Origin of the sequence: Streptomyces sp. NPDC052023, from assembly GCF_044548465.1 — a bacterium.
Taxonomy (GTDB): Bacteria; Actinomycetota; Actinomycetes; order Streptomycetales; family Streptomycetaceae; genus Streptomyces.
The window spans coordinates 289,220-313,093 of record NZ_JBIUBW010000003.1; the positions used below are offsets into that span (position 1 = coordinate 289,220).

A 23,874-nucleotide genomic window follows, 5' to 3' on the forward strand; every position below is an offset into this window, starting at 1 on the left:
TCACCGCTCCCTGACCAGCGTCGCGTACGCGCCGCCGCGCGCCACCAGCTCCTCGTGCCGGCCGCGCTCCACGATCGTGCCGTGCTGGAGGACGACGATCTCGTCGCTGTCCCGCACGGTGCTGAGCCGGTGTGCGATCACCACGCAGGCGCAGCCACGCCGGCGCAGATTGTCCATGACGGCCTGCTCGGTCTCCGCGTCCAGGGCGCTGGTCACCTCGTCCAGCACCAGGATGCTGGGCCGGCGCACCAACGCCCGGGCGATCTCCAGACGCTGGCGCTGGCCGCCGGAGAAGTTGCGGCCGTCCTGCTCCACCCGGCTGTGGATGCCGCCCGGGCGGCGCTGCACGACGTCGTGCAGCGCGGCGTCCTTCAGTGCCTCCAGCACCGCCTCGTCCGGGATGGACGGATCCCACAGCGCGACGTTGTCCCGGACCGAGCCCTCGAACAGGAACACGTCCTGGTCGACGAAGGAGACGGAGGCCGCGAGCGCGCCGCGCGGGATGTCCTCCAGACGCTGCCCGTCGATGCGGATCACGCCCTCCCACGGCGTGTACAGGCCCGATATCAACCGCGAGACGGTCGACTTGCCGCTGCCCGAGCCGCCCACGAGCGCGACCTGCTGCCCCGGTCCCACCGTCAGGTCGAAGCCGGCCAGGAGCGGCTTGTCGAGGGGGCTGTAGCCGAAGGTGATGTTCTCCAGTTCGACATGACCGTGCAGCCTGCGCGTGGAGTCGCCGCCCGCGCGGTCGTAGAGCGGGTCGGTGCGGAAGTTCTCCACGTCCTTCAGCCGGGCCACGTCGGCCGCGAAGTCCTGGATGCGGCTCGCGACGCCGTTGAGCCGGGTCAACGGGGCGGTGAAGCGCGTGACCAGCGCCTGGAAGGCGACCAGCAGGCCGACCGAGATGGCGCCCTCGATCGCCCGCATGCCGCCGATCCACAGGATCAGCGCGCTGTTGAGCGTGGCGAGCGTCGGCGCGACCACACCGAGCCAGGCGCTCGGCACGCCGAGCCGCTGCTGCTCCTCCAGGGTGGTGGCGTGCTGACCGGCCCACTTGCGGAAGTAGCCGTCCTCGCCGCCGGTCGCCTTCATGGTCTCGATCAGCTGGAGGCCGGTGTACGCCGTGTTGGTGAGACGGGCGTTGTCCGCGCGCAGCTTGGCCGTGCGGGTCGCGCGCAGCCGGATGACGACCCGCATGGCGACGATGTTCAGCAGCGCCACGCCGATGCCGACGAAGGTGAGCTGCGGGTCGTAGGTGTAGAGGAGCACCGCGTAGAGCACCACGACCACCGCGTCCACGCCCGCCGCGGCCAGGTCGCGGGCCAGCGTCTCGGCCACCGCGTCGTTGGACTGCAGGCGCTGCACCAGGTCGGCGGGGCTGCGCTGGGAGAAGAAGGTGACCGGCAGCCGCAGCAGGTGCCGCAGGAAGCGCGCGCTGGACAGCGTCGAGGAGATGATGCGGCCGTGGTGCAGGTTGGCCTGTTGCAGCCAGGTCAGCACCAGCGTGAGCAGCACACAGGCGCCCATGGACGCGAACAGGACGTCCAGCAGCGAGGTCTGCCCGCCGATCAGGAACATGTCGATGTAGGTCCGGCTGAGCGCCGGCACCGCCGCGCCGACCACCACCAGCAGCAGGCTCGCCAGCACGGCGGCGGGCAGAGTGCCGGCGGTGCCGCGCAGCCGCGCCGGCATCGCTCCCCAGACACCCGGCCTGCGCCCGCCACGGGCGAACTCCTCGCCGGGTTCCATGGTGAGGACGACGCCGGTGAAGCTGCTGTCGAACTCCTCGATGGGCACGAAACGACGGCCCTTGCCGGGGTCGTTGACGAACACGCCCCGGCGGCCGAAGCGGCGGCCGATGCCGTCGTAGACGACGTAGTGGTTGAACTCCCAGAACAGGATGGCCGGGGCCTGCACCTCGGCGAGGGCGGCCAGGTCCATCTGCATGCCCTTGGCGGTCAGGCCGTAGCTGCGCGCCGCTTTGAGCAGATTGCTGGCGCGTGAGCCGTCGCGGGAGACGCCGCAGGCGATGCGCAGCTCCTCCAGCGGGACGTGCTTGCCGTAGTGGCCGAGCACCATCGCCAGGGAGGCGGCGCCGCACTCGACGGCCTCCATCTGCAGGACCGTGGGGGTGCGGACCGTCCGGCGGCGGCCCTTGGGCACGGTGCGCCTGGGCGGGGCGGCCCGGCGCCGGCCTCTCGATTCCGGAGCGGCGGTGGTCACGGGAGCAGCCAATCGACGGGACGCTGGTCGGCCAGCCGGATCGAGCCCGTGGCCATCGTCATGGAGGTGAGGGGGAACGGCGGTCCGTCGGCGGACGACCACTTGTAGCCGCTCCTGGTGCCGGAGGACCTGTCCAGGCGGACCAGGACGGCGACCGGGCGGCCGTCCTTGGTGAACTGCTCGCCGAGCTGGGTGTCGCCGAGGAACGCGGCGATCTCCTGCGGCGACTGCGGGGCGCGGTCCACGGACTTCACATGGCCGCGCAGGACGCCGTACTCCTGGGTGGGCACCGTCTGCACGGTCAGGTCCACGGCAGCGTCCGCGGGGATGGACCCGGCGTTCTCGGCCGGCACGTACACCGTGGCGTACAGCGGATCGTCGGCGTCGGCGACCTTCTCCACCGCGGCGACGTCGGCGCCGGTCTGGATGATCTGGCCGATGGTGGCGGCGAGCGCCGTGAGGCGGCCGGCGGCGATCGTGCGGACCACGGTCTCGCCCTCGGCGGTACGGACCTTCAGAACGGGGGAGTTGGCCGCAAGGCGTTCGCCTTCCTCGGCGAAAATCGCGGTGACCTGGCCCGCGACCGGGCTCTGCAGGATGTAGCTGCCCTCGCCGTGCGTGAGGACGGCGGGCGCGCTCACGGTGGAGGTCACCGAGCCGGTCACGGCCCACACGGACGCGGCGGCCATCGCGACCACGGTCACCGACAGCACGAGCCAGCCCTGCGGGCGGGCGAGGCGCACCGGAAGGTCGAGTTCCTCCGGCGACTGGAGCTTGGCGAGGGCCTGTTGGCGGAACTGCACGGATCTTCCCTCACCGGGTGGACTGTGTGACGGCATCCGAAGAGTCCCGGAGCCGGGAAACGGCTCCGGGACTCAACGGCACTGGCGTGCGATCAGAGACCGGCGACCAGGTTGGTGACCGGGGCGGTGTTCAGGCCGGTGACACCCTCGACGGTGCCGACGACCGTGTCGACCAGACCGGAAACCGGGGCGATGCCGTCCACGGCGCCGACGACGGTGTTCACGGCGTTCACGGACAGGCCGCCGGAGACGTTGTCGAGCTCGGCGTCGGAGATCTCGACGGTCTCGACCTGGGGGGTGGAGTTCATGATGGAACTTCCCTTCGTATGGCAATTTCACAAGGGGGGAGCGGCCCCCTCTGGGGACAGATGGACGGCCGCGACCGCGGGCGCCGGGCACCCCTGGCCGGTGAGCCCTCGCGGACCCCGCGGTGCGATGGATCAAAGCACGCGGCGACGGGGGGCTTCCAATCAAACACAGGCCTCATCAGGGCACTTGAGTCCCAGCGGTCCCGATCCGTGCAGGCATGGGCACGGCTTGTCGGCGACTTCTTCACATGGTGCCCGGCATCGCCCCGTACCGGCTCTTGCCGTCCGGCCGGCGAATCCGGCACTCCCGCCCCAAAGGCGTGCCCCGGGGTGCGCGAATGTGCAGAACCCCGGGGCCCGGTGACTTGGTTGAGTATTGAATGTGCAGATTCCCTGAAGCGAGGATTCCGTTACTGGTCCGAGACGGACCGTTGCTGATCGATTACCGGCCGTATCAGCCCAGGAGCGCGTAGACGGTGGTGGCGTGGGCCGCCAGTTCCCCCGTTCGCTCGGCCGTCATGGCGATGTCGGCGAACGCCATCCGGCGGCCCAGCTTGGTCAGCACCGCCTCGATCAGGACATCCGAGTCCGTCACCGCGCGCTGGAAGGCCGTCGACTGCTGAACGGTCGTCATCGGCACGAAGGCGCCGCGCGCCGCCGAGACGGCGATCACGGTGGCGGTGTCGGCGGCGGCCATCAGGGCCTGCCCGGACAGTGCGCCGCCCTCCCTGGCGAGCGCTGCCGACCAGGGCAGCCGCAGGGTGGCCCGGTCCTCGCGCAAGTCCTCCACGGACAGGCCGAGTTCCAGCACCCAGGGGGCGAAGTTGGCGGAGAGGATCTTGTCGGCTTCGGCGGTGGTCATCGTCATATGGGGGATTGTTCCCCGCACGCGGCGGGCGCGCGCGGAGCATGGCCGATTCGGCGTGCGGACGGGCGCGCGGCGAAGCGGAATTGAACGTCCCGCACGCCCCCTGCGTACCAGTGGCCATCCAGGCGCCCCAACAGCTGCCGAGAGACGGCGGCACGGACCCCGTCCTCCAGGAGGTCGAGAACCCTTGAGTCACAAGCGAATTCCGAAGCGCAAGGCCGTCATCGCGGTGGGCGGCGTGGCGGCGCTCGGAGCGGCGGCACTTCTCCTGCCGAACGCCAACGCGTCCCAGGACGGCGCCGAGGACACGGCCGCGGCGCCCAGGACCCTGAAGGCGGGCGACGCCTCGGACCTCGCCTCACAGCTCGCCGGTCTGCTCGGTGACGCCTTCGCCGGTTCCTACTACGACGAGGACGACCAGCAGCTCGTCGTGAACGTGGTCGGCGACAACAACCAGCTGGTCGTCCAGGCCAAGAAGGCCGGCGCCGCCGTCCGCCAGGTCGAGAACAGCACCGCCGAACTGAAGTCCGCGGCGCAGACCCTGAAGACCGAGGCCACCATCCCGGGCACCTCGTGGGCCGTCGACCCCAGGACCAACAAGATCCGCGTCACCGCCGACAGTACGGTCACCGGCGAGAAGTGGGACACGCTGGAGTCGACCGTGCGCAGCCTCGGCACCGGCATGGCCACCATCCAGAAGTCGGCCGGCACATTCAAGACGTTCGCCTCCGGCGGCGACGCGATATTCGGCGGCGGCTCCCGCTGCTCGCTCGGCTTCAACGTCACCGCGGGCGACGGCTCCCCGGCCTTCCTGACCGCCGGTCACTGCGGCGTCGCCGTGGCCGAGTGGTCGGACGCGCAGGGCGGCGCCCCGATCGCCACCGTCGACCAGGCCGTCTTCCCCGGCGAGGGCGACTTCGCGCTCGTGAAGTACGACGACCCGGCGACCGAGGCGCCGAGCGACGTCAACGTCGGCGGCGGGCAGACCGTCCAGATCTCCCAGGCGGCGGAGGCCACCGTCGGTCAGGAGGTGTTCCGGATGGGCAGCACCACCGGCCTCGCCGACGGCACGGTCACCGGCCTCGACGCCACGGTCAACTACCCGGAGGGCACGGTCACCGGCCTGATCCAGACCGACGTGTGCGCCGAACCCGGCGACAGCGGCGGCTCGATGTTCACCCAGGACGGGCTGGCCCTCGGCCTGACCTCGGGCGGCAGCGGCGACTGCACGGCCGGCGGCGAGACCTTCTTCCAGCCGGTCACCACGGCGCTGGCGGCGGTCGGCGCGACGCTGGGCGGTGCCGCGGAGGGAGCCGGGGCCGGTGACGACGCCGGCGCGGGCGCCGGTGACGAAGCGGGTGACGAAGCGGGCGCCGGTGCCGGTGAAGGCGCCGGTGCGGGTGACGAAGCCGGCGCGGGTGCCGGTGACGGGGCGGGCGCGGGTGAGGAAGCCGGCGGTGAGCAGGCCGGTGAGGAAGCCGGTGGCGAGGGCGCCGGTGCCGGCGGGGACCACGCGGGCGTGGAGGACGGCTCCGGGCTCACCGGAACCGGGTGACCCGCGGCTGACGACGGTCCGGCCCTCCGGCGGGAGGACCGGACCGTCCCGTTCGTACGGTGCCCAGCTCCCTCAGGCCTCCCCACCCTCGTTGCCTTGCTCCCGCGCCCGCAGCAGCATCAGCGCCACGTCGTCGACCCGCTCCTGCGAGCGCCCCTGACCCATCATCACGTCGGCCAGCTCGTCCAGCGGCAGGTGCCCGGCGCCGCCCAGCCGCCGTCCCAGCTCCGCGAGCGCGTCCTCGATGTCGACCCCGGGGGACTCCACCAGCCCGTCGGTGTAGAGGAGGAGCACCGAACCCGGCGTCAGGTCCACCTCGGTCGTCGGATACGCCGCCGAGGCGTCGATCCCGAGCAGCGGACCACCCGCGAGGTCCAGCACCCGTACCTTGCCGTCCGGGCGCCTGAGCAGCGGCGGCGGATGCCCGGCCCGGGCCATCACGGCCCGCCCGCGCGCCGGGTCGAGCCGCAGATACAGACAACTGGCGAACAGCTCGGCCCCGAGGTCGATGAGCAGCCGGTTGGTGCTGCGCATGACCTCCGCGGGCGTCTGACCCACGGTCGTGTACGCGCGGACCGCGGTGCGGATCTGCCCCATCAGCCCGGCCGCCGTGACGTTGTGCCCCTGCACGTCCCCGATCACCGCCGCCGCCGTCCCCTGAAGCGGCATCACGTCGTAGAAGTCACCGCCGATGTCCATGCCCCGGGTGCTCGGCAGATAGCGCGCGGCCGTGTCGACGCCCGGCAGCGGCGGCAGCGAGGGCGGCAGCAGAGCGGCCTGCAGCCCGTGCGCCAGCTGGTGCTTGGCGTCGTAGAGCAGGGCGCGCTCCAGGGCGAGGGCGATCAGCCCGCACAGGCTGGTCAGCACGGCACGCTCGTCGGTGGGGAAGGCATGCGGCTCGGCGTAGGCCAGCACGCACGTGCCCACCGGGCGCCCGGAGGCGATCAGCGGCAGGTAGGCCCAGGCCGCGAAGCCGTCCGGGGTCGCGTGCCGGATCGGATACAGCCGTTCCAGCTCCGCCCGGGACTCGAAGAACGCCGGCACCCCGCTGTTGAGCGCGTGCGCGCCCGGCGTCGGCGCGCTCAGCGGCGAACCGTCGAACCGCTCCACGACGTGCGGGTCCGGATAGCCGCGGTGCCCCAGCACATGCAGCCGGCCCGCCCGGGAGCCGAGCAGCACCAGCGCCTGACTGCCCAGTGCCGGGGCTACCTCCTGGGCGACCAGCTCCACCACGTCCTGCACGGTCACGGCCTCCGTCAGCGCGCCGGCGAGGCTCAGCACCTGGGAGATGGTCACCAGCCTGGACGGCCCGTCGCCGGACGGCGGCACGGCACGGCTCATCTCGGACACCGCCCGCGCCCTGCTCACCCGGACGCTCAGGCCCGTCGCGCTCGGATACAGGCGGAACGACAGCCAGTCCGCCGGGGGGCGCACCGCGACGAACGACGTGGCGTGCTGGCTGAGCAGCGCGGCCCGGTACCGGTCCTCGTACAGCGGATCGTTCAGCCACGGCACCGCCGCCCACAGCTGGGTGCCCTGCAGCCGGCCCGCCGGCACGCCGATCAGCTCGGCCGCCGCGGCGTTCGCGTAGGTGATCCGCCCGTGCACGTCCAGCGAGCACAGCCCGTACGGCAGCCGCGCGACCATCCGCGCCGCCTCGACCGAGCCCAGGGTGCCGGCCGCGCTCCCGACGGCCGGCGCGGCGAGCAGATCGGCCTCCGGGAGCACGGGGCGGCTCTCCCGCACCGCCCGCTCCAGCCGCACGGCGAGCCGTTCGCTCGCGGCGGTCAGATGTTCCTGCTCCCGGTCGGTCAGCTCGTGCTGGTGGGAGCCGGGCCACGTCAGGAACACCGCGCCGTAGGCCCTGGTGGCGGTCGCCACCGGCAGCGCGGCCAGCGCGAAGGGGTACGGCAGCACCACGGAGACACGGGGGAAGCGGCGGGCCATGTCCTCCTCGTCGCCCACCCAGATCAGCCGCCGCTCACGCAGTGCCTCGGCGACGGGGATGGGGGCGTTCACCCCGACCCGTTCCCAGGGCGCCGCGAACGCCCGGGGCAACCCGGCCGCCACCGCCATCTCCAGGACCGTCTCGTCGGCGTCCAGCAGGTACACCGCGCCGGAGTGCGCGTTGACGCCGTCCATCATCGTGGCCAGGGCCAGCGACAGCAGCGGACCACCGGCGGGGGCCGTGCGCGGCGCGGGCGCCTGTTCGTCGGGCACGCCGACCACCTCCTCGCAGCGCCGCGGGACGAGTCCCAGGGATCAATCTGCCTCGGGACGGCCCGCCGCGCACGGCGAGCAGCGGCCCACCCTCGGGGCGCCGGCGGTGACTGTGCAAAAGCACCGCGTACCCCGACCGTCCGGGGCCATCCACCGAAGTCGAAGCGTGGAGTGGAGCACGGGCGCGGCACGCGCGCCCCCGCGCATCCCGTTGGCCGGATTTGCGTGCCCCGGCGGGGCCGCGTCGGCCAAGAATTGGGGCACGCGCTCAAGGCCGGGAATCGGCGACGGCAAGCGGGAAGGGACATCGGTGATCCGGGTACTTCTGGTGCACGACGCATGTCTGGTGCGATCCATCCTCGCGGACTGGCTGCGCCGCGAACCCGATCTGGGGGTCCACGACACCCCCTGGTCGGGCGCCGCGGGCCGGCTCCGGTCCGTGCAGCCGGACGTCTGCGCCGCGGACCTGGACCGCGTGGACCGTGACGGCATACCGCCGCTCGGCGAACTGACCGCGGGCGGGGCGGGCCGGACGCCGCCCAGACTGCTGGTGCTCGCCAACGGCAACCGGCCCGGCCTGCTGAGACGGGCGATCGAGGCGGGCGCGCTCGGCTACGTCGACAAGGCGGGCTCGCCGGAGCGGCTGATCCGGGCGATCCGCCGGGTCGCCGCGGGGGAACGTTTCGTCGACGACTCGCTGGGCTTCGGCTTCCTCAAGGCCGCCGAGATGCCGCTGACGCGAAGAGAGCTGAGCGTCTTAGCCCTGGCCGCCGAGGGCGCCTCCGTCGCGGAGATCGCGGGGAGCCTGCACCTGTCCCACGGGACGGTGCGCAACTACATGGCGGCCATCACCCGCAAGACCGGTGCCCGTAACCGCGTCGACGCGATCCGCATCTCGCGCGGCGAGGGCTGGCTGTGAGGGCGGGGCCTCCTCCCCGGCGAGGGCCCGGTAGGCGGGTGACCTCCGTACCAGCTCGTCATGGGTGCCGTACGCCGTGCGCGGGCCGTCCATGAGCAGCACGCGGCCGGCGCGGCGGGCCGAGCCGATGCGGTGGGCGACCACGACCAGGGTGCCGCCCGGCCGCGCGGCGAACGCCCGCTCCGCCCGTTCCTCCGCCTCGGGGTCCAGATGGCAGGTCGCCTCGTCCAGCAGGGCGAGGGGCGCGTGCGACAGATAGGCCCGGGTGAGCGCGATCAGCTGGCGCTCGCCCGCCGACAGCGCCGCCGGATCGACCGGCGCCCGCGGCCCGCCGAGCGCGTCGAGCAGGGGCGCGAGCCCGACCGCCTCGGCCGCGGCGAGCAGTTCCCGCTCGGGGATCGCGTCGGGGCGGAGATGGCCCAGGTTCTCGGCGAGGGTGCCGGTGTGGACGTAGGCCTCCTGCGGGATCAGGACGCGGCGCCCGGCGGCGGCCTCCGAGGGGACGGGATGCCCGTGGACGTGGACGGTGCCGTGCCGGGGGGCGAGCAGACCGGCGACCAGGGCGGTGAACGTCGACTTGCCGATGCCGCTCGGGCCGACGACGGCCAGGTGGGCGCCGGGGGCGAGGGCGAGGTCGAGGTCCTCGATCACGGGGGTACTGGTGGGGCCGTAGGCGAAGGTGAGGGAGGAGACGGTGAGGGCGGCAGCCGGAGGGCCGTCCGCCCGGGCCGGGGGCGGCTCCGCCGTGCGCGCGCCGCTCGCGGGCGCATCCGGCGGTACCAGGCGGCGCAGCACGACCGCGAGCCGGGAGCCGCTGGTGCCCAGTCCGTGGACCAGGTTGCGCAGGGCGGGGAGCAGCGACTGGGTGACGTAGGCGAGGGCACCGACCAGGGCGCCCGCGGTGACGCCGTGCGCGAGGAGCAGCGGCGCGGCGGCGAGCAGCAGCACGACCGGCAGCTGGCCGCCGACGGCGAGGGACGCCACGCGCAGCACGGACCAGCGGGCCAGCGAACGGGCGGCCCGCAGCTCCGCGTCGACGCGCTCCTCGATGCCGGCGGTGATCCGCGCCTCCGCCCCGGCCGCGGTGATGTCCCGCAGCCCCGGACAGACCTCGCCCAGATGCCCGGCGAGCGCCTCGTCGGCGGTCAGGAAGGTTTCCTGCCTGCGTGCCAGCGGCCGTAGCGAGGCCAGGAACAGCACGAGCCCGGCCACCAGGGGCGGCACGACCACCAGCAGCAGCGCCGGGGCCAGCGAGAACAGGCCGATCAGGGCGCCCGCGCTGGTGAACACGAACGAGCGGGAGACCAGCACCAGGCCCGCGAAGGTGTCCCGGGCGATCTCCACCTGCTGGGTCAGCCGGGACAGCGCCCCCCCGTCCGCCTCCCGCACCCCTCGCGCGACCACCCGGGTGACGAGCCGGTCGCGCAGCGGTTCGACCAGATCGGCGACCGCCCAGTACACGCGGCCGGTGCCGAACGCCCCGGCCAGGACCCCCAGGGCGGCCACGCTGAGCCATGCCAGCCCGGCCCCCGTGCGCCCCGCCAGGAACCCGGCGTCGAGCGCCCGCGCCGGCGCGTACCCGACGAGGAAGGTCTGCGCCGTCTCCAGCACCGACCACGCACCGAGCCGCACGAGCACCCGCCACCGGGGCGCCAGGAAACCCAGCCCCTGCCGGAGCACCCCGTGGCCGCTCACGCGCGCCCCCCGTCCCCGAAGACCGCCCGGTACTCCGCGTCCCCCCACAGCTCCGCGTGGCTGCCCACGGCCCGCACCCGGCCACCGTCGAGCCATGCCACCGCGTCCGCGCGGGCCGCGGTGGCGGGCCGGTGGGCGACGACGAGGCGAGTGCCGCGGAGCCGGGCCGACAGGGCCCGCGTGACGCGGTGTTCGGTCACCGTGTCGAGGCTGGACAGGGCGTCGTCGAGGATCAGCAGACGGCCGCCGTGCGCGAACGCGCGGGCCAGACCCAGGCGCTGGGCCTCGCCGCCGGAGAGCGGGGCTTCGGCGCAGGGGGTGGCGTAGCCGTGGGGCAGGCGGCGGACGAAGTCGTCGGCGTGGGCGGTGCGGGCGGCCTCGCGGACCCGGTCGGGAGCGGGGGAGGGGAGCCCGAGGGCGAGGGTGTCCTCCACCGTCGTGCCGAGCAGCGCCGGCCGGGCGAAGGCGTACGCGACGGCGCCGCGCAGGTCGCGATGGGTGAGGTCGCGCAAGGGGACACCGTCGAGCAGGACGTCGCCCGCGTCCGGGTCGGCCAGGCGTCCGGCGAGCGCGGCGAGCAGGGACTTGCCGGTGCCGGAGCGGCCCACCACGGCGAGGGTGGTGCCGCCGGGCACGTCGAGATCGACGCCGTCGAGGACGGTGCGGGTGCCCAGGCGGGCCGTGACGCCGCGCAGCTGGAGGCGGCCGGGGCCGGGCGGCAGCGGCCGGGAGCCGTGCGTGGGGGCCGGCTGCGCGAGTACGTCCGCGAGCCGGGTGGCGGCCGCGCGGGCGCGGGCCAGGCCGGACAACTGCCCGACCAGCACACCGACGCCGGTCGCGAGTACCGCGTACCGGGCGGCGGCGAGGACCTCGCCCACGGACAGCCGGTGCCGGGCGAGGAGTATCCCCGCGACGGCGACCACGCCCAGCTGGAGCAACGGCGCCACGGCCACGGCCTGTCCGGCGGCCCGCCCCTGCACCCGCCACATGCGGTGGCCCTCCCGGGCCAGTTCGGGCAGCGGCCGCAGGATGCGCGCCGTCTCCCGGTCCGCCGTGCCGGCCGCCCGGATCGTGCGGTGGCCGGCGACCGCCTCGGCCAGCGCGGACGCGATCCGCCCTTGCGCCCGCTGGTAGCCGGTGGCACACCGCGCGGTGTCGCGGGACAGGGCGCGCAGCAGGAGAGCCAGCACGGGAGCCCCGGTGACGAGGACCGCCGCCAGCCACGGGTCGATCAGCACCAGCGCCACCATGCCCCCGGCCGGCCCGGCGCACGCGGCCAGCAGCGTCGCGCGGGCGCCCGGCGCCGTCCCGGCCTGTGCGGCGTTGCCGACGACCCGCGCGACCAGGTCACCGGAGCCGAACCGGGCGACGGCCCGCGGCCCCAGCGCCAGCACATGCCCGCTCACCCGGCGGCGCAGCCACGCCGTGGTCCTGGCGTCGACGGTCCCGACGAGCACGGTTTCCGCCGCGTCCAGCACGGCGGCCAGCAGCACCAGCCCGGTGCAGCACAGCACCCAGCCGGTCGCCGACCCGCCCGCCAGCAGCGTGTCCAGGGCCCGGCCCAGTGCGGCGGGCAGCAGCAGTGCGGCCCCGGTGGCGGCCGTTCCCGCCAGGCCCAGCGCCACGCACCGCGCGACGCTGTGCCGCCCTGCCGGACGCAACAGCCCCCGGGCGCCGGCGCCCGGCCGTGACGTGACAACTGCCATGGGAGTACCGCCTCCTGGACGGAGCCCGGGCGGCCCCTCCTCGTGAGGAGTGGCCGCCCGGGGCGGTGCGGGGTGCAGGTGGTCAGAGGCAGAGCGTGATGCTCGCCGCGCTGACGCAGGAGAGCAGGCTCAGGGTGCTCTGGCCGCCGGTGTAGTCCTCGGTGTCCATCGCCTGCAGGTCGAGCAGTGCCATCTTCGTGTCCTTTCATCCAAGGGGACGGGGTGGTGTCACGACTCCGGCGGATCGCGGAGCCGCGTCTATGAGGGCCGCCGCCGTCCGGGCGGCGGCAGGAACGGCAGGTGCACGGCGGCCGGGTCGCCCAGGGCGGCCCCGAGCGCGAGCAGGCAGCCCGCCGTTCCGGTGGAGAGGTCCATCGACAGCCGCATCATCTGGTGCCCGGGGAAGGCAAGTTGGCCCTGGTACGCCATCGCGTACCAGCCGAGCCCGGCGACCTGTTCGTCCAGCCGGGCCCGGTCGGCGTCCGGTGCGGTGGTGCGGCTGAGGTGCAGAATCATTCCGGCGCGGCCCTGGAACAGCCCGGGCTGCGCGTAGAAGCGCGAGGTGGCGGCCGTGAGGATGCCGGTGCGGGCCCGCTCGAACGCGCCGTCGCCGTCCGCGGCGTGGACGAGATAGTCGTCGAGGACCATGCCCAGGCCCGCACTGCCGTCGCCGAGGTACGGCATGGTCCGCCAGCCCTCGTCGACCTCCAGCGAGCCACCCTTCTGCACGACGCAGCAGTCCAGGTCCCGGCGCAGGGCCGTCCCCGCCGCGTCCAGCAGCTCCCGCTCGCCGGTCTCCTCGTGGCGGCGCAGCAGGAACAGCGCGGGTCCGCTCATACCGCGCAGCAGCCCGGCCCGCCGGCGCGGGGTGTCGGGCAGCGGCTCGGCGAGCCGTCCCACGAGGATCCGGGCGGCCTCCTCGGCCCCCTCGGCCAGCCGCCGCTCCCCGGTGGTGCGCGCCAGGTGTCCGAGGACCAGGCCCAGTCCGGCGAGTCCGCCGTGCAGGTCGGAGGCGAGCCGCTGCCAGCGCTCGCGCAGGACGACGTCGATCAGGTCGAGGGCCCGTGTGCGGTGGCCGAGCAGGTCCAGCACCAGGGCGACGCCCGCGAGACCGTCGTACAGGCCGAGCGGCGTGCCCGCGGCAGGCGGGTCGGTACGGGCCAGCAGCCAGCGCTCACCCTCCTCGTACCGTTCGGCGCCGGTGAGCTCCAGCGCGTACAGCACACCGGCGGCGCCGTGCGCGAGAGAGAGGCCGCCGCCGTCGGAGAACTGGGTGATGTCGCCGGGGAAGAGCCGGTCGGTGCGTTCGGGGGTGGCCGAGGCGAGGATGGCCTTGACCATCGAGTCGCGGCTGTGCGGCCAGTCCCCGGGTCTGACCAGCGGCGTGGACACCGACGGGCGGGCGGTGCCCCGGGTGATCTCCGCGACCGCCTCGTCCAGAAAGCTCCTGGGTACGTCGGGGAACTGCTCCGCGATCACGTCCGCCAGATGAGCCGCCTTGCCCCGGTCGACCACGAACAGGGTGGTGACGGGCAGGAACAGGGCGAGGCGCAGACAGGCCAGCGCATAGCGGTCGACATCGGTGCCACGGCGGTCCGGAGGGGCGAAGAAGCCGGGGTGGGCGACGATCTGGCGGCCGTTCTCGGTGACGGGCGCGGCGGCCTCGAAGTCGATCAGCCGGACGGTCTCCTCGTCCGGGGCCACCATGATGTTGAAGACGTGCAGGTCGTTGAAGACGATCCCGCGGTCGTGCACCGCCTCGACCGCCCGCTCGACCGCGCGGTGGATGCGCAGTGCCCACGCCGTGTACGCGGCGACGGCCTCCGGGTCCGGATCGGGGCCGAGCAGCGGGTGCCGTTCGGCGAAGAAGGAGTTGAGGGGCCGCCCCTCGACGAAGTCCATCACCAGGAACCGGTGGTCGCCCAGGGTGAACCAGTCCCGCACCTCGGGCACCACCCCGGTGCCCGCCACCCGCTCCAGGGCGTCCTTCTCGCGTTCCAGACGGGCGATCGCGTCGGCCCCGTCGGCGGCCAGCCCGGCGTGCGGCCGCCCCTCCTTGAGCACCACCCGGCGCCCGTCGCGCGTGTCGGTGCCGACGTACACCCCGCCGCCGTTGGAGAAGTGCAGCGCCTTCTCGATCCGGTACGGCAGGTCGCCGACGGTGGTGGTGTTACGCGCCGCGAGCTGCGGTTCGAGGAAGGCGGGGAGCGTCACCCAGCCGGGCACCTGGAAGGACGGCGCCCGCCGGTCCGGCACCAGAGTGCCCTCGCCGTCCCGTACCGCCGGCACCAGCGAGCCGCGCTCGTCGACGACGTAGGAACGCGCGAAGGCGCCGTAGCGGACGTACAGCGGGCCGTCGTTCCAGCGCAGGTCCGTGAGGATGTACGGCCCTTCGAAGCCCTTCAGCAGCTCGCCCAGCTCGCGGAGCACCAGGTGCAGCTGCTCCTCGTCGGCCGGGTAGACGGTGACGAACTTGCCGCTGCCGTCGCGCGGGGCGTACTTGGCGTTGCGCAGGTGCAGCAGGTGGGCGGCCGGGACGAACTTGAACGGGATGCGCCGGGGCACGCAGTAGTCCCACACGATCGCCGCGATCCGGTCCGCGTCCGCCCGGGTCGCCGAGGCGTGGATCTTCCAGCCCTGGCTGGGTCCGGCCGCCGGTCCGCCGTCCGGGCCGAGCGGCGTCAGCGCCAGCCAGTCGCCCATGCGCGCCGCCGTCCAGCCGTCCGGTGCCGGGCGGCGGGCCGTCTCGTACAGCGGCTCGCCGTCCCCTCCGAGCCGGTCGGGCGTGTCGTAGAAGTGGCTGTCCGCCAGCGCGTACACCTCGTACCGCTTGTCCATGCACTCCCCCTCGGTGACCGGCCACGAGCCTTCCAGCCGGCGGGTGGCCGCGGACAGTCACGCCTGTCACGAGACAGCCGTGCGGTACGCATGCGTCAATACCTGTTCGGTCTGTTTCGAGCATTCGCCCGCCCGGCGGGCCGTCCGGCGGCCGCACCGCGTTCACAGGGGCTGCGCGGAGCGTTCATTAGCGCTGTAATACGGACGTGGTCAGTGAGGGCGTTGCCGGGCGCAGGGCGAGGATGCTGCGTGCCGAGGACGCCCTCTCGGCGCTCCTCGCCGACCCGGCCACCCCCGAACGCACACACCGCGCGCTCGAACAGGCGCTGGTCTTCGCGCGAGCGGCCTTCGCCGGCCTCTACACGCCCAGCGACGACGGCGAGGTGCTCTGCATGGCCGACTCGGCCGGCGTGCCCAGGACCGTGTACGGCCTGCGTGACGGCTATCCGCTCACGGGCAGCTCGCCGGTGGCCGACGCCCACCACACCGGACGTCCCGTCTGGCTCGGGCCGGGCGAACTCGCCGACCGCGCGGAGTCCCGCCGTACCCCCGCGCGCGACTTCTCCCTGGCCGCGCTGCCCGCCCGCCGCGACGGCGGCAGGGGCTGCCTGCTCGCCGTGAGCGAGAGCCGGGACGGCTTCGACACCGAGGACCGCAAGTGCCTGGAGCTGATCGCCGACGCGGTCGCCGGCCCGGCCCCGGCCCCGCCCCCCGACGGCGGTGAGCTCGCGCCGGGCGCGTTCAGCCTCGCCATGGACACCGGCCGGCTCCAGGTCGGCGACGACATCCTGGAGCTGTTCGGCATCGGCCGGGACGAGTTCGACGGCAAGGTCGAGACGCTGCTCGGCCGCACCGTGCCGGAGGACCTGCCGTCGCTGATGTCCGTGGTGGAGGCCGACCACATGACCATCGGCGACCGCGAACTGGAGTTCCGGGTGCTCCAGCCCGGCGGACCGCCCAAGTGGCTCCGGCTGCGCGGCCGCCTGATGCCCGGCGGGGAGGGCGTCCCGTCCCGGCTGTCGGGCACGGTCGACGACACCTCCACGCTGCGCACCGAGATGACGGACGTCGCCCGGGTCCAGCGCCTGGCCGCCGCCCTGTCCACCGCGGGCACCGTCCGTGACGTCAGCCAGGCCGTGGTCGCCGCCCTGCGCCGGCCGTTGCGGGCCGACCGGATCGCCCTCGCCGAACTGGAGCACGACCGGCTCGTCGTCACCGTTCTCGATCCGCCCGAACCGGAGGCCTGGCCCGAGCTGTGGCGCCTGGAGTGGCGCACCGAATGGCCCGACGCGCCGGTGCGCGCCATGCCCACGCTCGCCGCCGCGCTGCGCGAGGGCCGCGCCCAGATCTGGCCCGCGGGCACCGCCCTCGAACCCGCGCTCGCCGACGTCGGCCCGGGCGGCCTCGCGGTCCTTCCCCTGCCCGCCGCGGGCCGGATGACCGGCGCCTGCCTGATCGGCTGGGACCGCCCGCACGACTTCGGACCCGACGAACGCGCCCTGCTCACCGCGTCCGCCGGCCTGGCCGGACAGGCCCTGATGCGGGCCCGCGCCTTCGACGCCGAGCACGAGCTGGTCGGCATGCTCCAGCGCCAGCTCCTGCCGCGCCGCCTGCCCGAACTGCCCGGCGCGGTCGCCGTCGCCCGCTACCTGCCCGCGACGGCCGGCCTGGAGGTGGGCGGCGACTGGTACGACGTGATCCCGCTGCCCGACAACCACGTCGCCCTCGTCATCGGCGACGTCCAGGGCCACAGCGCGGCCGCCGCCACCCTGATGGGCCAGATGCGCACCGCGCTGCGCGCCTACGCTGTCGAGGGCCACCCGCCGGACGTGGTCGTCTCGCACGCCAACCGGCTGCTCGTCGGCATGGAGACCGACCTCTTCGCCACCTGCGCCTACGTCGACGTCGACATGGAGGAGGGCTCCGCCTGGTGCGTGCGCGCCGGACATCCACCACCGGTACTGCGCCACCCCGACGGCAGCACCCACATCGTGGAGGCCGAGGGCGGCCCCCCGCTCGGCGTGCTGGCTCAGGCCGACTTCCCGATGACCCCGCTGGGGCTACGGCCGGGCACGCTGATCGCCCTCACCACCGACGGCCTGGTCGAGAGCGCCGAGTCCGACATCGACGAGGGCATGGCCGACCTGGCCCGGCGGCTGGCCGCCTCCGACCCCGCCCAGCTCGGGCCGGTCGCCGACGGCCTGCTGGGCGAGGCGCACCGCGGCGACGACGTGGCCCTGCTCCTCCTGCGCTACGACGGGATGGACGTACACCCGCTGCGCGAGACGTGGACCGTCTGGCGGGTCCCGGAGGCCGTCCGGCACGCCCGCCGCTTCACCCGGCGCACCCTGCGCGCGTGGGGCGTGACCACGCACCTCGACGCCGTCCTGCTGGTCGTGTCCGAACTCGTCACCAACGCCCTGGTGCACACCGACGGCCCGGTCCGCCTCGACCTCACCCTCGTCGACAGCCGGCTGCGGCTCGCCGTCGCCGACACCTCGCCGCGCACCCCCGTCAAACCCACCAGCATCGGCTGGGAGGCCACCGGAGGGCGCGGCCTGCTCCTCGTCGAGGCCCTGTCGGCGGCCTGGGGCACGGTGCCGGCCAGCGGCGGCAAACAGGTGTGGAGCGAGATCGCCCTGGACCGCTGACCGGCACGTGCCGCCATGGCCGCCCCGGGTACTCGGAGCGAAGGACACCACACGAGGAGGCACGTCATGACCCAGTACGTCCGCGACATCATGACCTCGGACCCGGTGACCGTCGAACCGCAGACATCCGTCGCGGCGGTGGCCCGGATCATGCGCGACGAGGACCTCGGCGCCGTCCTGGTGACGGACGGCGACCACCTGCGCGGCCTGGTCACCGACCGTGACCTGGTGGTGAGGTCGATCGCCGACGGCGGCGACGCCGACGAGATCACCGTGGCCGCCGCGTGCAGCGACGACCTCGTGACCGTACGGCCCGACGAGGAACTGGACCACGCGGTGGAACTCATGCGCGAGCACGCCGTGCGCCGCATCCCGGTCATCGACGAGGACCACGCCGTGGGCATCGTCTCCCTGGGCGACCTGGCGATGGAACGCGACCCGGAGTCGGCACTCGGGGACATCAGCGTGGCCAGGCCCAACGAGTGACCCCACCCCTGCTCGTGCCGCTGCTCACGGGCCAGTGGCCGACGCCGCTCCTCGAGCCGGGGATGACCGAGGTCGTCCGCGACGGCTCCCGCGCGCCGTAGCGCGGCGCGCGGATGCCGGCGGCCTTCGCACCCGGGCACCGGCGGGAGTCATTCACCGCGCGTGACCGGGTACTCGGAGCGCATGAACCTCACCGCTTACGAAGTAGCCGCAGCTGGTTCCGTCGCCGGGTTCGTCGCGGTCCTCGTCGGTGGCGTCATCGTCACCGGGGCGCTCATCTGGGCCGTACTGCTGGGCATCAAGGTGCGCAAGCGCGAGCCGAGGCCGCCCCGGCCCCACGAGCAGCCCAGGCTTCCGGCCGACGGCGCGGTCCGCGAGACCCGGGAACAGCGCGCACCCCACGAGATCGGCCAGGACGAACGTCTCACCCCGCACGACCTTCGGCCCTCCGGCGGGATGCCCAGCGGCGACCAGCGCCGGCCGCGCTGGAACCGCGGTTCCAGCGGTTCGTTCGGCAGCGGTGGGCCCGGCTCCTGAGCGGCGCGGCGTTTGCCGGCGGCGACGACGGGGACCCGGTCACTTGTTCCGTACACTCGTACGAGGGGACGCAGAGGGAAGAGGTTGCGTCGTGACCACGTCCACCAGTGACAAACCTGTCGTCCGCCGGCTGGAAACCGGCTGGTCGAAGGCCCGCCGACTGCGCGCGAAGAGCGAATTGCGCACCTGGCTCCCGGCTGTGGAGAGCCCGGACGGCCCGCGGACCTCGCACACGACACCGGAATGGAACATCGTGCGGGGTGAGGACTGAGGCACGCACGCGACGGGTCAGTTCCGGACCCTCTCGGCCCCTCGGACCGCACCGACCGCGTCCCTGGGGCTGAAGCCGTGCGTCTGCTTCTGATGTCAGACACCCATCTGCCCAAGCGCGCCAAGGCACTGCCGGATCCGGTGCTCGCCGGCATCGCGGACGCCGACGTCGTCTTCCACGCCGGAGACTGGGTCGACACGGCCACCCTCGACCTGCTGGAGAGCCGCTCCCGCCGGCTGATCGGCGTCTACGGCAACAACGACGGTCCCGAGCTGCGCGCCCGCCTGCCCGAGGTGGCGTACGCCGAACTCGGCGGTCTGCGCTTCGGCGCGGTCCACGAGACCGGCGCCGCCCAGGGCCGCGAGGCCCGCTGCGCCGCCCGCTTCCCCGAGCTGGACGTGCTGGTCTTCGGGCACAGCCACATCCCCTGGGACACGACGGCAGCCACCGGCCTGCGACTTCTCAACCCGGGCTCCCCGACCGACCGCCGCCGCCAGCCGCATTGCACCTACATGACCGCCACCGTCACCGGCGGCCGGCTCACCGGCGTCACCCTGCACCGGCTGCCGCCGCGCTGACGGCCGACGTGAGGGACATGGATCACGGCGACGGGTGGATCGCCCCCCTGGTCGCCGTCAGCGGAGTCCCGCTGCCGCCCCACCGCAGCGCGACGATCTCCGCGGCGACCGACACGGCCACCTCCTCGGGCGTACGGGCTCCCAGGTCGAGCCCGATCGGGGAACGCAGCCGGGCCAGGTCGGCGTCGGTCAGCCCGGCCTCGGTCAGGCGCTTGGCGCGTTCGTCGTGGGTCCGCCGGCTGCCCATCGCCCCGATGAACGCGGCGGGCCGGCGCAGGGCCACCTCCAGCAGCGGTACGTCGAACTTCGGGTCGTGCGTGAGCACACAGATCACCGTGCGCTCGTCGGTGACGGTGCCGCGCAGATAGCGGTGCGGCCAGTCGACAACGACCTCCACGCCGGGCGGGAACCGCCTGGGCGTGGCGAAGACCGGGCGGGCGTCGCAGACGGTGACCCGGTATCCGAGGAAGTCGCCGACGCGGGCCACGGCCGCCGCGTAGTCGATCGCACCGAACACCAGCATGCGTGGCGGCGGCGCGAAGGAGTGCAGGAACACCGAGACGTCGTCCTCACGCCGCTCACCGTGCGGGCCGTAGTGCCGTACGCCGGTGGCGCCGAGGGCGAGTTCGCCCCGTGCGTCGGCGGTGACCGCCACGTCCAGGCCGGGCGCGCCCAGCGTGCCCGACACCCGGTCCGGCCACACGGCGAGCGTGGCCCCGCGCGGCGCCGGGCCGTCGGTCACCGTGGCCACGGTGACGGGGCGGCCGTCCAGGACGGACTCGGCGACCGCACCGAACGCGGGGTCCCGCTCCGGCGTGACCGGCCGGACCAGCAGGGTGATCTCGCCACCGCAGGTCAGCCCCACCGCGAACGCGTCGTCGTCGCTGTACCCGAATGTCTCCAGGCGTGCCTCGCCGCTCGCCACGACCTCCTGGGCGAGTTCGAAGACCGCGCCCTCGACGCAGCCGCCCGACACACTGCCGACCACTTCGTCGCCCGGTCCCACGGCCATCGCCGCCCCCGGATCACGTGGCGCGCTGCGGCTCACCCCCACGACGGTGGCCAGGCCGAACGGGGCCGAGTCCGCGTACCAGTGGTGCAGCGCCGGAAGAATGTCACGCATACCTCGACCCTCGCATGGTTGAGCGTTAATCCATTGTCGCGCCGCAGCTCTTCTGCTGCACTGCACCCGACCAGTCGTCACCGAGCAAGGAGTCCCCGATGCGAGCTCCGTTCATGTCCTCCGCCGTCGAAACGACCCCCTCCACAAAGGACATGACGCTTCGTGCACTTGCTCAACCTGGGCATCCTCGCGCACATCGACGCAGGTAAGACCAGCCTCACCGAACGGCTGCTGCACTCCGCCGGGGTGATCGACGAGATCGGCAGCGTCGACGCCGGCAGCACCCGGACCGACACCCTCGCGCTGGAGCGGCAGCGCGGCATCACCATCAAGTCGGCGGTCGTCTCCTTCCCCCTCGACGACGTGACCGTCAACCTCATCGACACCCCCGGTCACCCCGACTTCATCGCCGAGGTCGAGCGGGTGCTCGGCGTCCTGGACGGGGCGGTCCTGGTCGTCTCGGCCGTGGAGGGCGTCCAGGCGCAGACCCGCGTCCTGCTGCGCACCCTGCGCCGGCTGCGCATCCCCACGCTGCTCTTCGTCAACAAGATCGACCGCCGTGGAGCCCGGTACGACGAGGTGCTGCGCTCGCTCTCCGAGCGGCTCGGCGCGCCCGCCGTCCCGATGGGCACCGCCACCGCCCTCGGAACCCGGGCCGCCGGTTTCACCCCCGGGCTCGGCCCGGCCGCGCTCGACGTCCTCGCCGAGCACGACGACGACCTGCTCGCCGCCTACGTCCGGGGCACCGTCCCGGACGGCCTGCTCCGCGCGTCCCTCGTGGCCCGGACCCACGAGGCCCTCGTCCATCCGGCGTACAGCGGTTCGGCCATCACGGGCGCCGGGGTGGACTCGCTGATCAGCGGCATCCGGGACCTCCTGCCGACCGCGGACGGCGATCCCCGCGGCCCGCTCTCCGGGACCGTCTTCAAGGTCGAGCGGGGTCCGGCGGGCGAGAAGGTCGCCTACGCCCGCATCTTCTCCGGCACGCTGCGCACCCGCGACCGGGTGCCGTGCGGCGAGGAGCGCAAGGAGGCCCGGGTCACCGGGATCAGCGTCTTCGACCAGGGCACCGACGCCCGGCAGGACGCCGTCCCGGCCGGGCGCATCGCGCGGCTGTGGGGGCTGGCCGGCGTCAGGATCGGCGACTTCGTCGGCGTGCCGCGGGAGCCGTACGGGCATTTCTTCGCGCCGCCGACGCTGGAGACGGTCGTCGTGCCGGGTCCGGGGACGGACCGGCCGGCCCTGCATCTCGCGCTCACCCAGCTCGCCGAGCAGGACCCGCTGATCGCCCTGCGGCACGACGAGGTGCGCCGGGAGACGTCCCTGTCCTTGTACGGCGAGGTCCAGAAGGAGGTCGTCCAGGCGACACTCGCCGACGACTACGGACTGGACGTCACCTTCCGGGAGACCACACCCCTGTGCGTCGAGCGGCCGGCCGGGACCGGGGCGGCGGTCGAGTTCAACAAGAAGGACGCCAACCCGTTCCTTGCCACGGTCGGCCTGCGGGTCGAGCCCGCTCCGCCCGGAGCGGGCGTCGGCTTCCGGCTCGAGGTGGAGCTCGGGTCCATGCCGTACGCGTTCTTCAAGGCCGTCGAGGACACCGTCCGCGAGACCCTCGAGCAGGGCCTGCACGGCTGGCGGATCCCCGACTGCACGGTCACCATGACCCACTCCGGCTACTCGCCCCGCCAGAGCCACGCCCACCAGGGCTTCGACAAGAGCATGTCCAGCACGGGCCACGACTTCCGCGGACTGACCCCGCTGGTTCTCATCGAGGCCCTGCGGCGCGCGGGCACCCGGGTGCACGAGCCGATGCACCGCTTCCGCATCGAGGCCCCCGCCGACACCCTCGGCGCCCTGCTGCCGACACTGGCCGCGCTGCGGGCCGTGCCGCGGACGACCGGTACCCGTGGCCCGGTCTGCGTCCTGGAGGGCACGGTGCCCTCGGCCCGCGTGCACGCCTTGGAACAGCAGCTGCCGGGGCTGACCCGGGGCGAGGGGGAGCTGGACAGCGCCTTCGACCGCTACGCGCCCGTCGCCTCGGGCGTCGCGGTGCCCGAGCGGCCGCGCACCGACCACAATCCGCTGAACCGGAAGGAGTACCTGCTGAACCTGACACGCCGTCTCGGCTGACCGAGAGGCCCCCCGGGGGGTGTCCATGCGCCCATGATGCCGCCGGTCACGGCCCCGGCACAGGATGGCCGAGGCCGCGACCGGCGCCCGCGTCCGGCCACTGCCGCCCGCGGCACTGCCGTCCCGCTACTGCTCGTCCCAGGCCTGGATCATCGTCTGCTCGGTGATCTTGCCGTCGCGGAGCCTGATCATCGACTCTGCGAAGACCCTCACCCCGTCCGCGTACTCGCAGGACTCGGTGAAGGCCGCGCGGTCACCCTGGACGACGCATTCCTCCAGCCGGTGCGTCATGTCGCGGCTGTAGACGTCGTCGAGCATCGCGCTGATCTCGTCGCGGCCGTGCAGCACCCGCGGGTGGCTGGGCTGGGTGTTGTGGTCCACGACGCGCACTTCGGCGTCGTCGGCGTAAAGGGACAGCAGGGTGTTCGGATTGCCTTCCACGGCCCGGCGCAGGGTCTCGGTGTCGAAGGCGGGACTGGCCGCAGTACCCATCGTGACCTCCTTCGAGAGCCGCGGCCCGCGGGCGGCGGGCCGCCGGGGCCTCTCCTACGAGATTCCTCCGCCCCGTCGGCCCCGGCAAGCGCAACAGCGGCTGGGCCTGACGGGTGAGGGGACTGGGCCGACCGTGTCCGGCCGGGGACGGTCCGCGTTGCTGAAGGCATGATCTCAACACGCCGTCTCGTCACCGCCGTTGGTCTCGCCGCCGGGGTCGCCGGTCTCGCAGCCTCGTCGGCCGACGCTGCCGAGGCCCCCGCCCGGGGCGCGGCCCCGCTCAGCCCGATCGCCCTGCTCGACACCGTGGCCGTCAGCGACATCCCTGCTGAGTACCAGGAGGACTTTCCGCGGCCGTCCGTGCAGCTGACCCAGATGAAGCGGCTGAACGAGCTCAACCAGCTCCGCCAGATCACCGACATGGCCGCCCCCGCCACCGGACTGCTCCCCGACGTCCGGTGACCCCGC

19 protein-coding genes and 1 pseudogene are annotated in these 23,874 nt (G+C 73.8%); 9 read left to right on the forward strand and 11 right to left on the reverse strand.

Going from position 1 to position 23,874, the window contains the following annotated elements; genetic code table 11:
- The 4 genes from ACIHCM_RS08915 to ACIHCM_RS08930 form a co-directional block, all read right to left on the reverse strand.
- A complete protein-coding gene (locus ACIHCM_RS08915) occupies nucleotides 1-2,223 on the reverse strand; it encodes an NHLP family bacteriocin export ABC transporter peptidase/permease/ATPase subunit (RefSeq protein WP_399891385.1) in 2,223 nt (740 codons plus the stop codon).
- Entirely contained in the window at nucleotides 2,220-3,026 is an 807-nt protein-coding gene (locus ACIHCM_RS08920; protein ID WP_399891388.1) for an HlyD family efflux transporter periplasmic adaptor subunit, read from the reverse strand. Before ACIHCM_RS08920 ends, ACIHCM_RS08915 begins: the two co-directional genes overlap by 4 nt.
- A gap of 92 nt (nucleotides 3,027-3,118) precedes the next feature.
- The gene (locus ACIHCM_RS08925) at nucleotides 3,119-3,334 is read right to left on the reverse strand and encodes a type A2 lantipeptide (RefSeq protein WP_196456400.1); all 216 of its coding nucleotides are present in this window, start codon (nucleotides 3,332-3,334) and stop codon (nucleotides 3,119-3,121) included.
- Between the two features lie 454 nt (nucleotides 3,335-3,788).
- Nucleotides 3,789-4,202 (reverse strand): PaaI family thioesterase, encoded by a 414-nt coding sequence (locus tag ACIHCM_RS08930; RefSeq protein WP_399891393.1) that lies wholly within the window; start codon nucleotides 4,200-4,202, stop codon nucleotides 3,789-3,791.
- Nucleotides 4,203-4,389: 187 nt separating this feature from the next.
- On the opposite strand from ACIHCM_RS08930, the gene ACIHCM_RS08935 reads away from it, so the two are divergent.
- Nucleotides 4,390-5,757, forward strand: a complete 1,368-nt coding sequence (locus ACIHCM_RS08935; protein WP_399891397.1) for a S1 family peptidase — start codon at nucleotides 4,390-4,392, stop codon at nucleotides 5,755-5,757.
- Between the two features lie 72 nt (nucleotides 5,758-5,829).
- Here the strand turns inward: ACIHCM_RS08935 and ACIHCM_RS08940 are convergent, their stop codons facing one another.
- Nucleotides 5,830-7,986, reverse strand: a complete 2,157-nt coding sequence (locus ACIHCM_RS08940; RefSeq protein WP_399891400.1) for a SpoIIE family protein phosphatase — start codon at nucleotides 7,984-7,986, stop codon at nucleotides 5,830-5,832.
- A gap of 541 nt (nucleotides 7,987-8,527) precedes the next feature.
- On the opposite strand from ACIHCM_RS08940, the pseudogene ACIHCM_RS08945 reads away from it, so the two are divergent.
- Nucleotides 8,528-8,812, forward strand: a pseudogene (locus ACIHCM_RS08945) (LuxR C-terminal-related transcriptional regulator); the annotation flags it as partial.
- On the opposite strand, the gene ACIHCM_RS08950 reads toward ACIHCM_RS08945, so the two are convergent.
- The 4 genes from ACIHCM_RS08950 to lanKC form a co-directional block, all read right to left on the reverse strand.
- Complete coding sequence (locus tag ACIHCM_RS08950) at nucleotides 8,735-10,687, reverse strand: ATP-binding cassette domain-containing protein (protein ID WP_399891404.1); 1,953 nt, start codon at nucleotides 10,685-10,687, stop codon at nucleotides 8,735-8,737. The pseudogene ACIHCM_RS08945 and the gene ACIHCM_RS08950 sit on opposite strands and share 78 nt — an antisense overlap.
- Nucleotides 10,588-12,297 (reverse strand): ABC transporter ATP-binding protein, encoded by a 1,710-nt coding sequence (locus ACIHCM_RS08955; protein ID WP_399891407.1) that lies wholly within the window; start codon nucleotides 12,295-12,297, stop codon nucleotides 10,588-10,590. Before ACIHCM_RS08955 ends, ACIHCM_RS08950 begins: the two co-directional genes overlap by 100 nt.
- An 82-nt stretch (nucleotides 12,298-12,379) precedes the next feature.
- On the reverse strand, nucleotides 12,380-12,490 hold the full coding sequence (locus tag ACIHCM_RS08960; protein ID WP_393108356.1) for a SapB/AmfS family lanthipeptide: 111 nt from the start codon (nucleotides 12,488-12,490) through the stop codon (nucleotides 12,380-12,382).
- Between the two features lie 65 nt (nucleotides 12,491-12,555).
- Complete coding sequence (gene lanKC, locus ACIHCM_RS08965; protein ID WP_399891410.1) at nucleotides 12,556-15,135, reverse strand: class III lanthionine synthetase LanKC; 2,580 nt, start codon at nucleotides 15,133-15,135, stop codon at nucleotides 12,556-12,558.
- A gap of 242 nt (nucleotides 15,136-15,377) precedes the next feature.
- Here lanKC and ACIHCM_RS08970 point away from each other — a divergent pair, with 242 nt between their 5' ends.
- The 5 genes from ACIHCM_RS08970 (at nucleotide 15,378) to ACIHCM_RS08990 (ending at nucleotide 19,658) form a co-directional block, all read left to right on the forward strand.
- The gene (locus ACIHCM_RS08970; protein ID WP_399892184.1) at nucleotides 15,378-17,786 is read left to right on the forward strand and encodes a SpoIIE family protein phosphatase; all 2,409 of its coding nucleotides are present in this window, start codon (nucleotides 15,378-15,380) and stop codon (nucleotides 17,784-17,786) included.
- 66 nt (nucleotides 17,787-17,852) lie between these two features.
- On the forward strand, nucleotides 17,853-18,272 hold the full coding sequence (locus ACIHCM_RS08975) for a CBS domain-containing protein (protein WP_399891413.1): 420 nt from the start codon (nucleotides 17,853-17,855) through the stop codon (nucleotides 18,270-18,272).
- A 183-nt stretch (nucleotides 18,273-18,455) separates the two neighbouring features.
- Nucleotides 18,456-18,809 (forward strand): DUF6479 family protein, encoded by a 354-nt coding sequence (locus ACIHCM_RS08980; protein WP_399891417.1) that lies wholly within the window; start codon nucleotides 18,456-18,458, stop codon nucleotides 18,807-18,809.
- A 91-nt stretch (nucleotides 18,810-18,900) separates the two neighbouring features.
- A complete protein-coding gene (locus ACIHCM_RS08985; protein ID WP_399891420.1) occupies nucleotides 18,901-19,080 on the forward strand; it encodes a hypothetical protein in 180 nt (59 codons plus the stop codon).
- Nucleotides 19,081-19,157: 77 nt separating this feature from the next.
- Entirely contained in the window at nucleotides 19,158-19,658 is a 501-nt protein-coding gene (locus tag ACIHCM_RS08990) for a metallophosphoesterase family protein (protein WP_399891423.1), read from the forward strand.
- A 22-nt stretch (nucleotides 19,659-19,680) separates the two neighbouring features.
- Here ACIHCM_RS08990 and ACIHCM_RS08995 read toward each other — a convergent pair whose 3' ends face one another.
- A complete protein-coding gene (locus ACIHCM_RS08995; RefSeq protein WP_399891426.1) occupies nucleotides 19,681-20,781 on the reverse strand; it encodes an XdhC family protein in 1,101 nt (366 codons plus the stop codon).
- 162 nt (nucleotides 20,782-20,943) lie between these two features.
- Here ACIHCM_RS08995 and ACIHCM_RS09000 point away from each other — a divergent pair, with 162 nt between their 5' ends.
- Entirely contained in the window at nucleotides 20,944-22,914 is a 1,971-nt protein-coding gene (locus tag ACIHCM_RS09000) for a GTP-binding protein (RefSeq protein ID WP_399891429.1), read from the forward strand.
- Between the two features lie 126 nt (nucleotides 22,915-23,040).
- On the opposite strand, the gene ACIHCM_RS09005 is transcribed toward ACIHCM_RS09000, so the two are convergent.
- Nucleotides 23,041-23,406, reverse strand: coding sequence for a nuclear transport factor 2 family protein (locus tag ACIHCM_RS09005; protein WP_393108376.1), 366 nt, complete (start codon nucleotides 23,404-23,406; stop codon nucleotides 23,041-23,043).
- Nucleotides 23,407-23,574: 168 nt separating this feature from the next.
- Between ACIHCM_RS09005 and ACIHCM_RS09010 the strand changes: the two genes are divergently transcribed.
- The gene (locus tag ACIHCM_RS09010; protein WP_399891433.1) at nucleotides 23,575-23,868 is read left to right on the forward strand and encodes a hypothetical protein; all 294 of its coding nucleotides are present in this window, start codon (nucleotides 23,575-23,577) and stop codon (nucleotides 23,866-23,868) included.
- The last annotated feature ends 6 nt before the right edge of the window (nucleotides 23,869-23,874 follow it).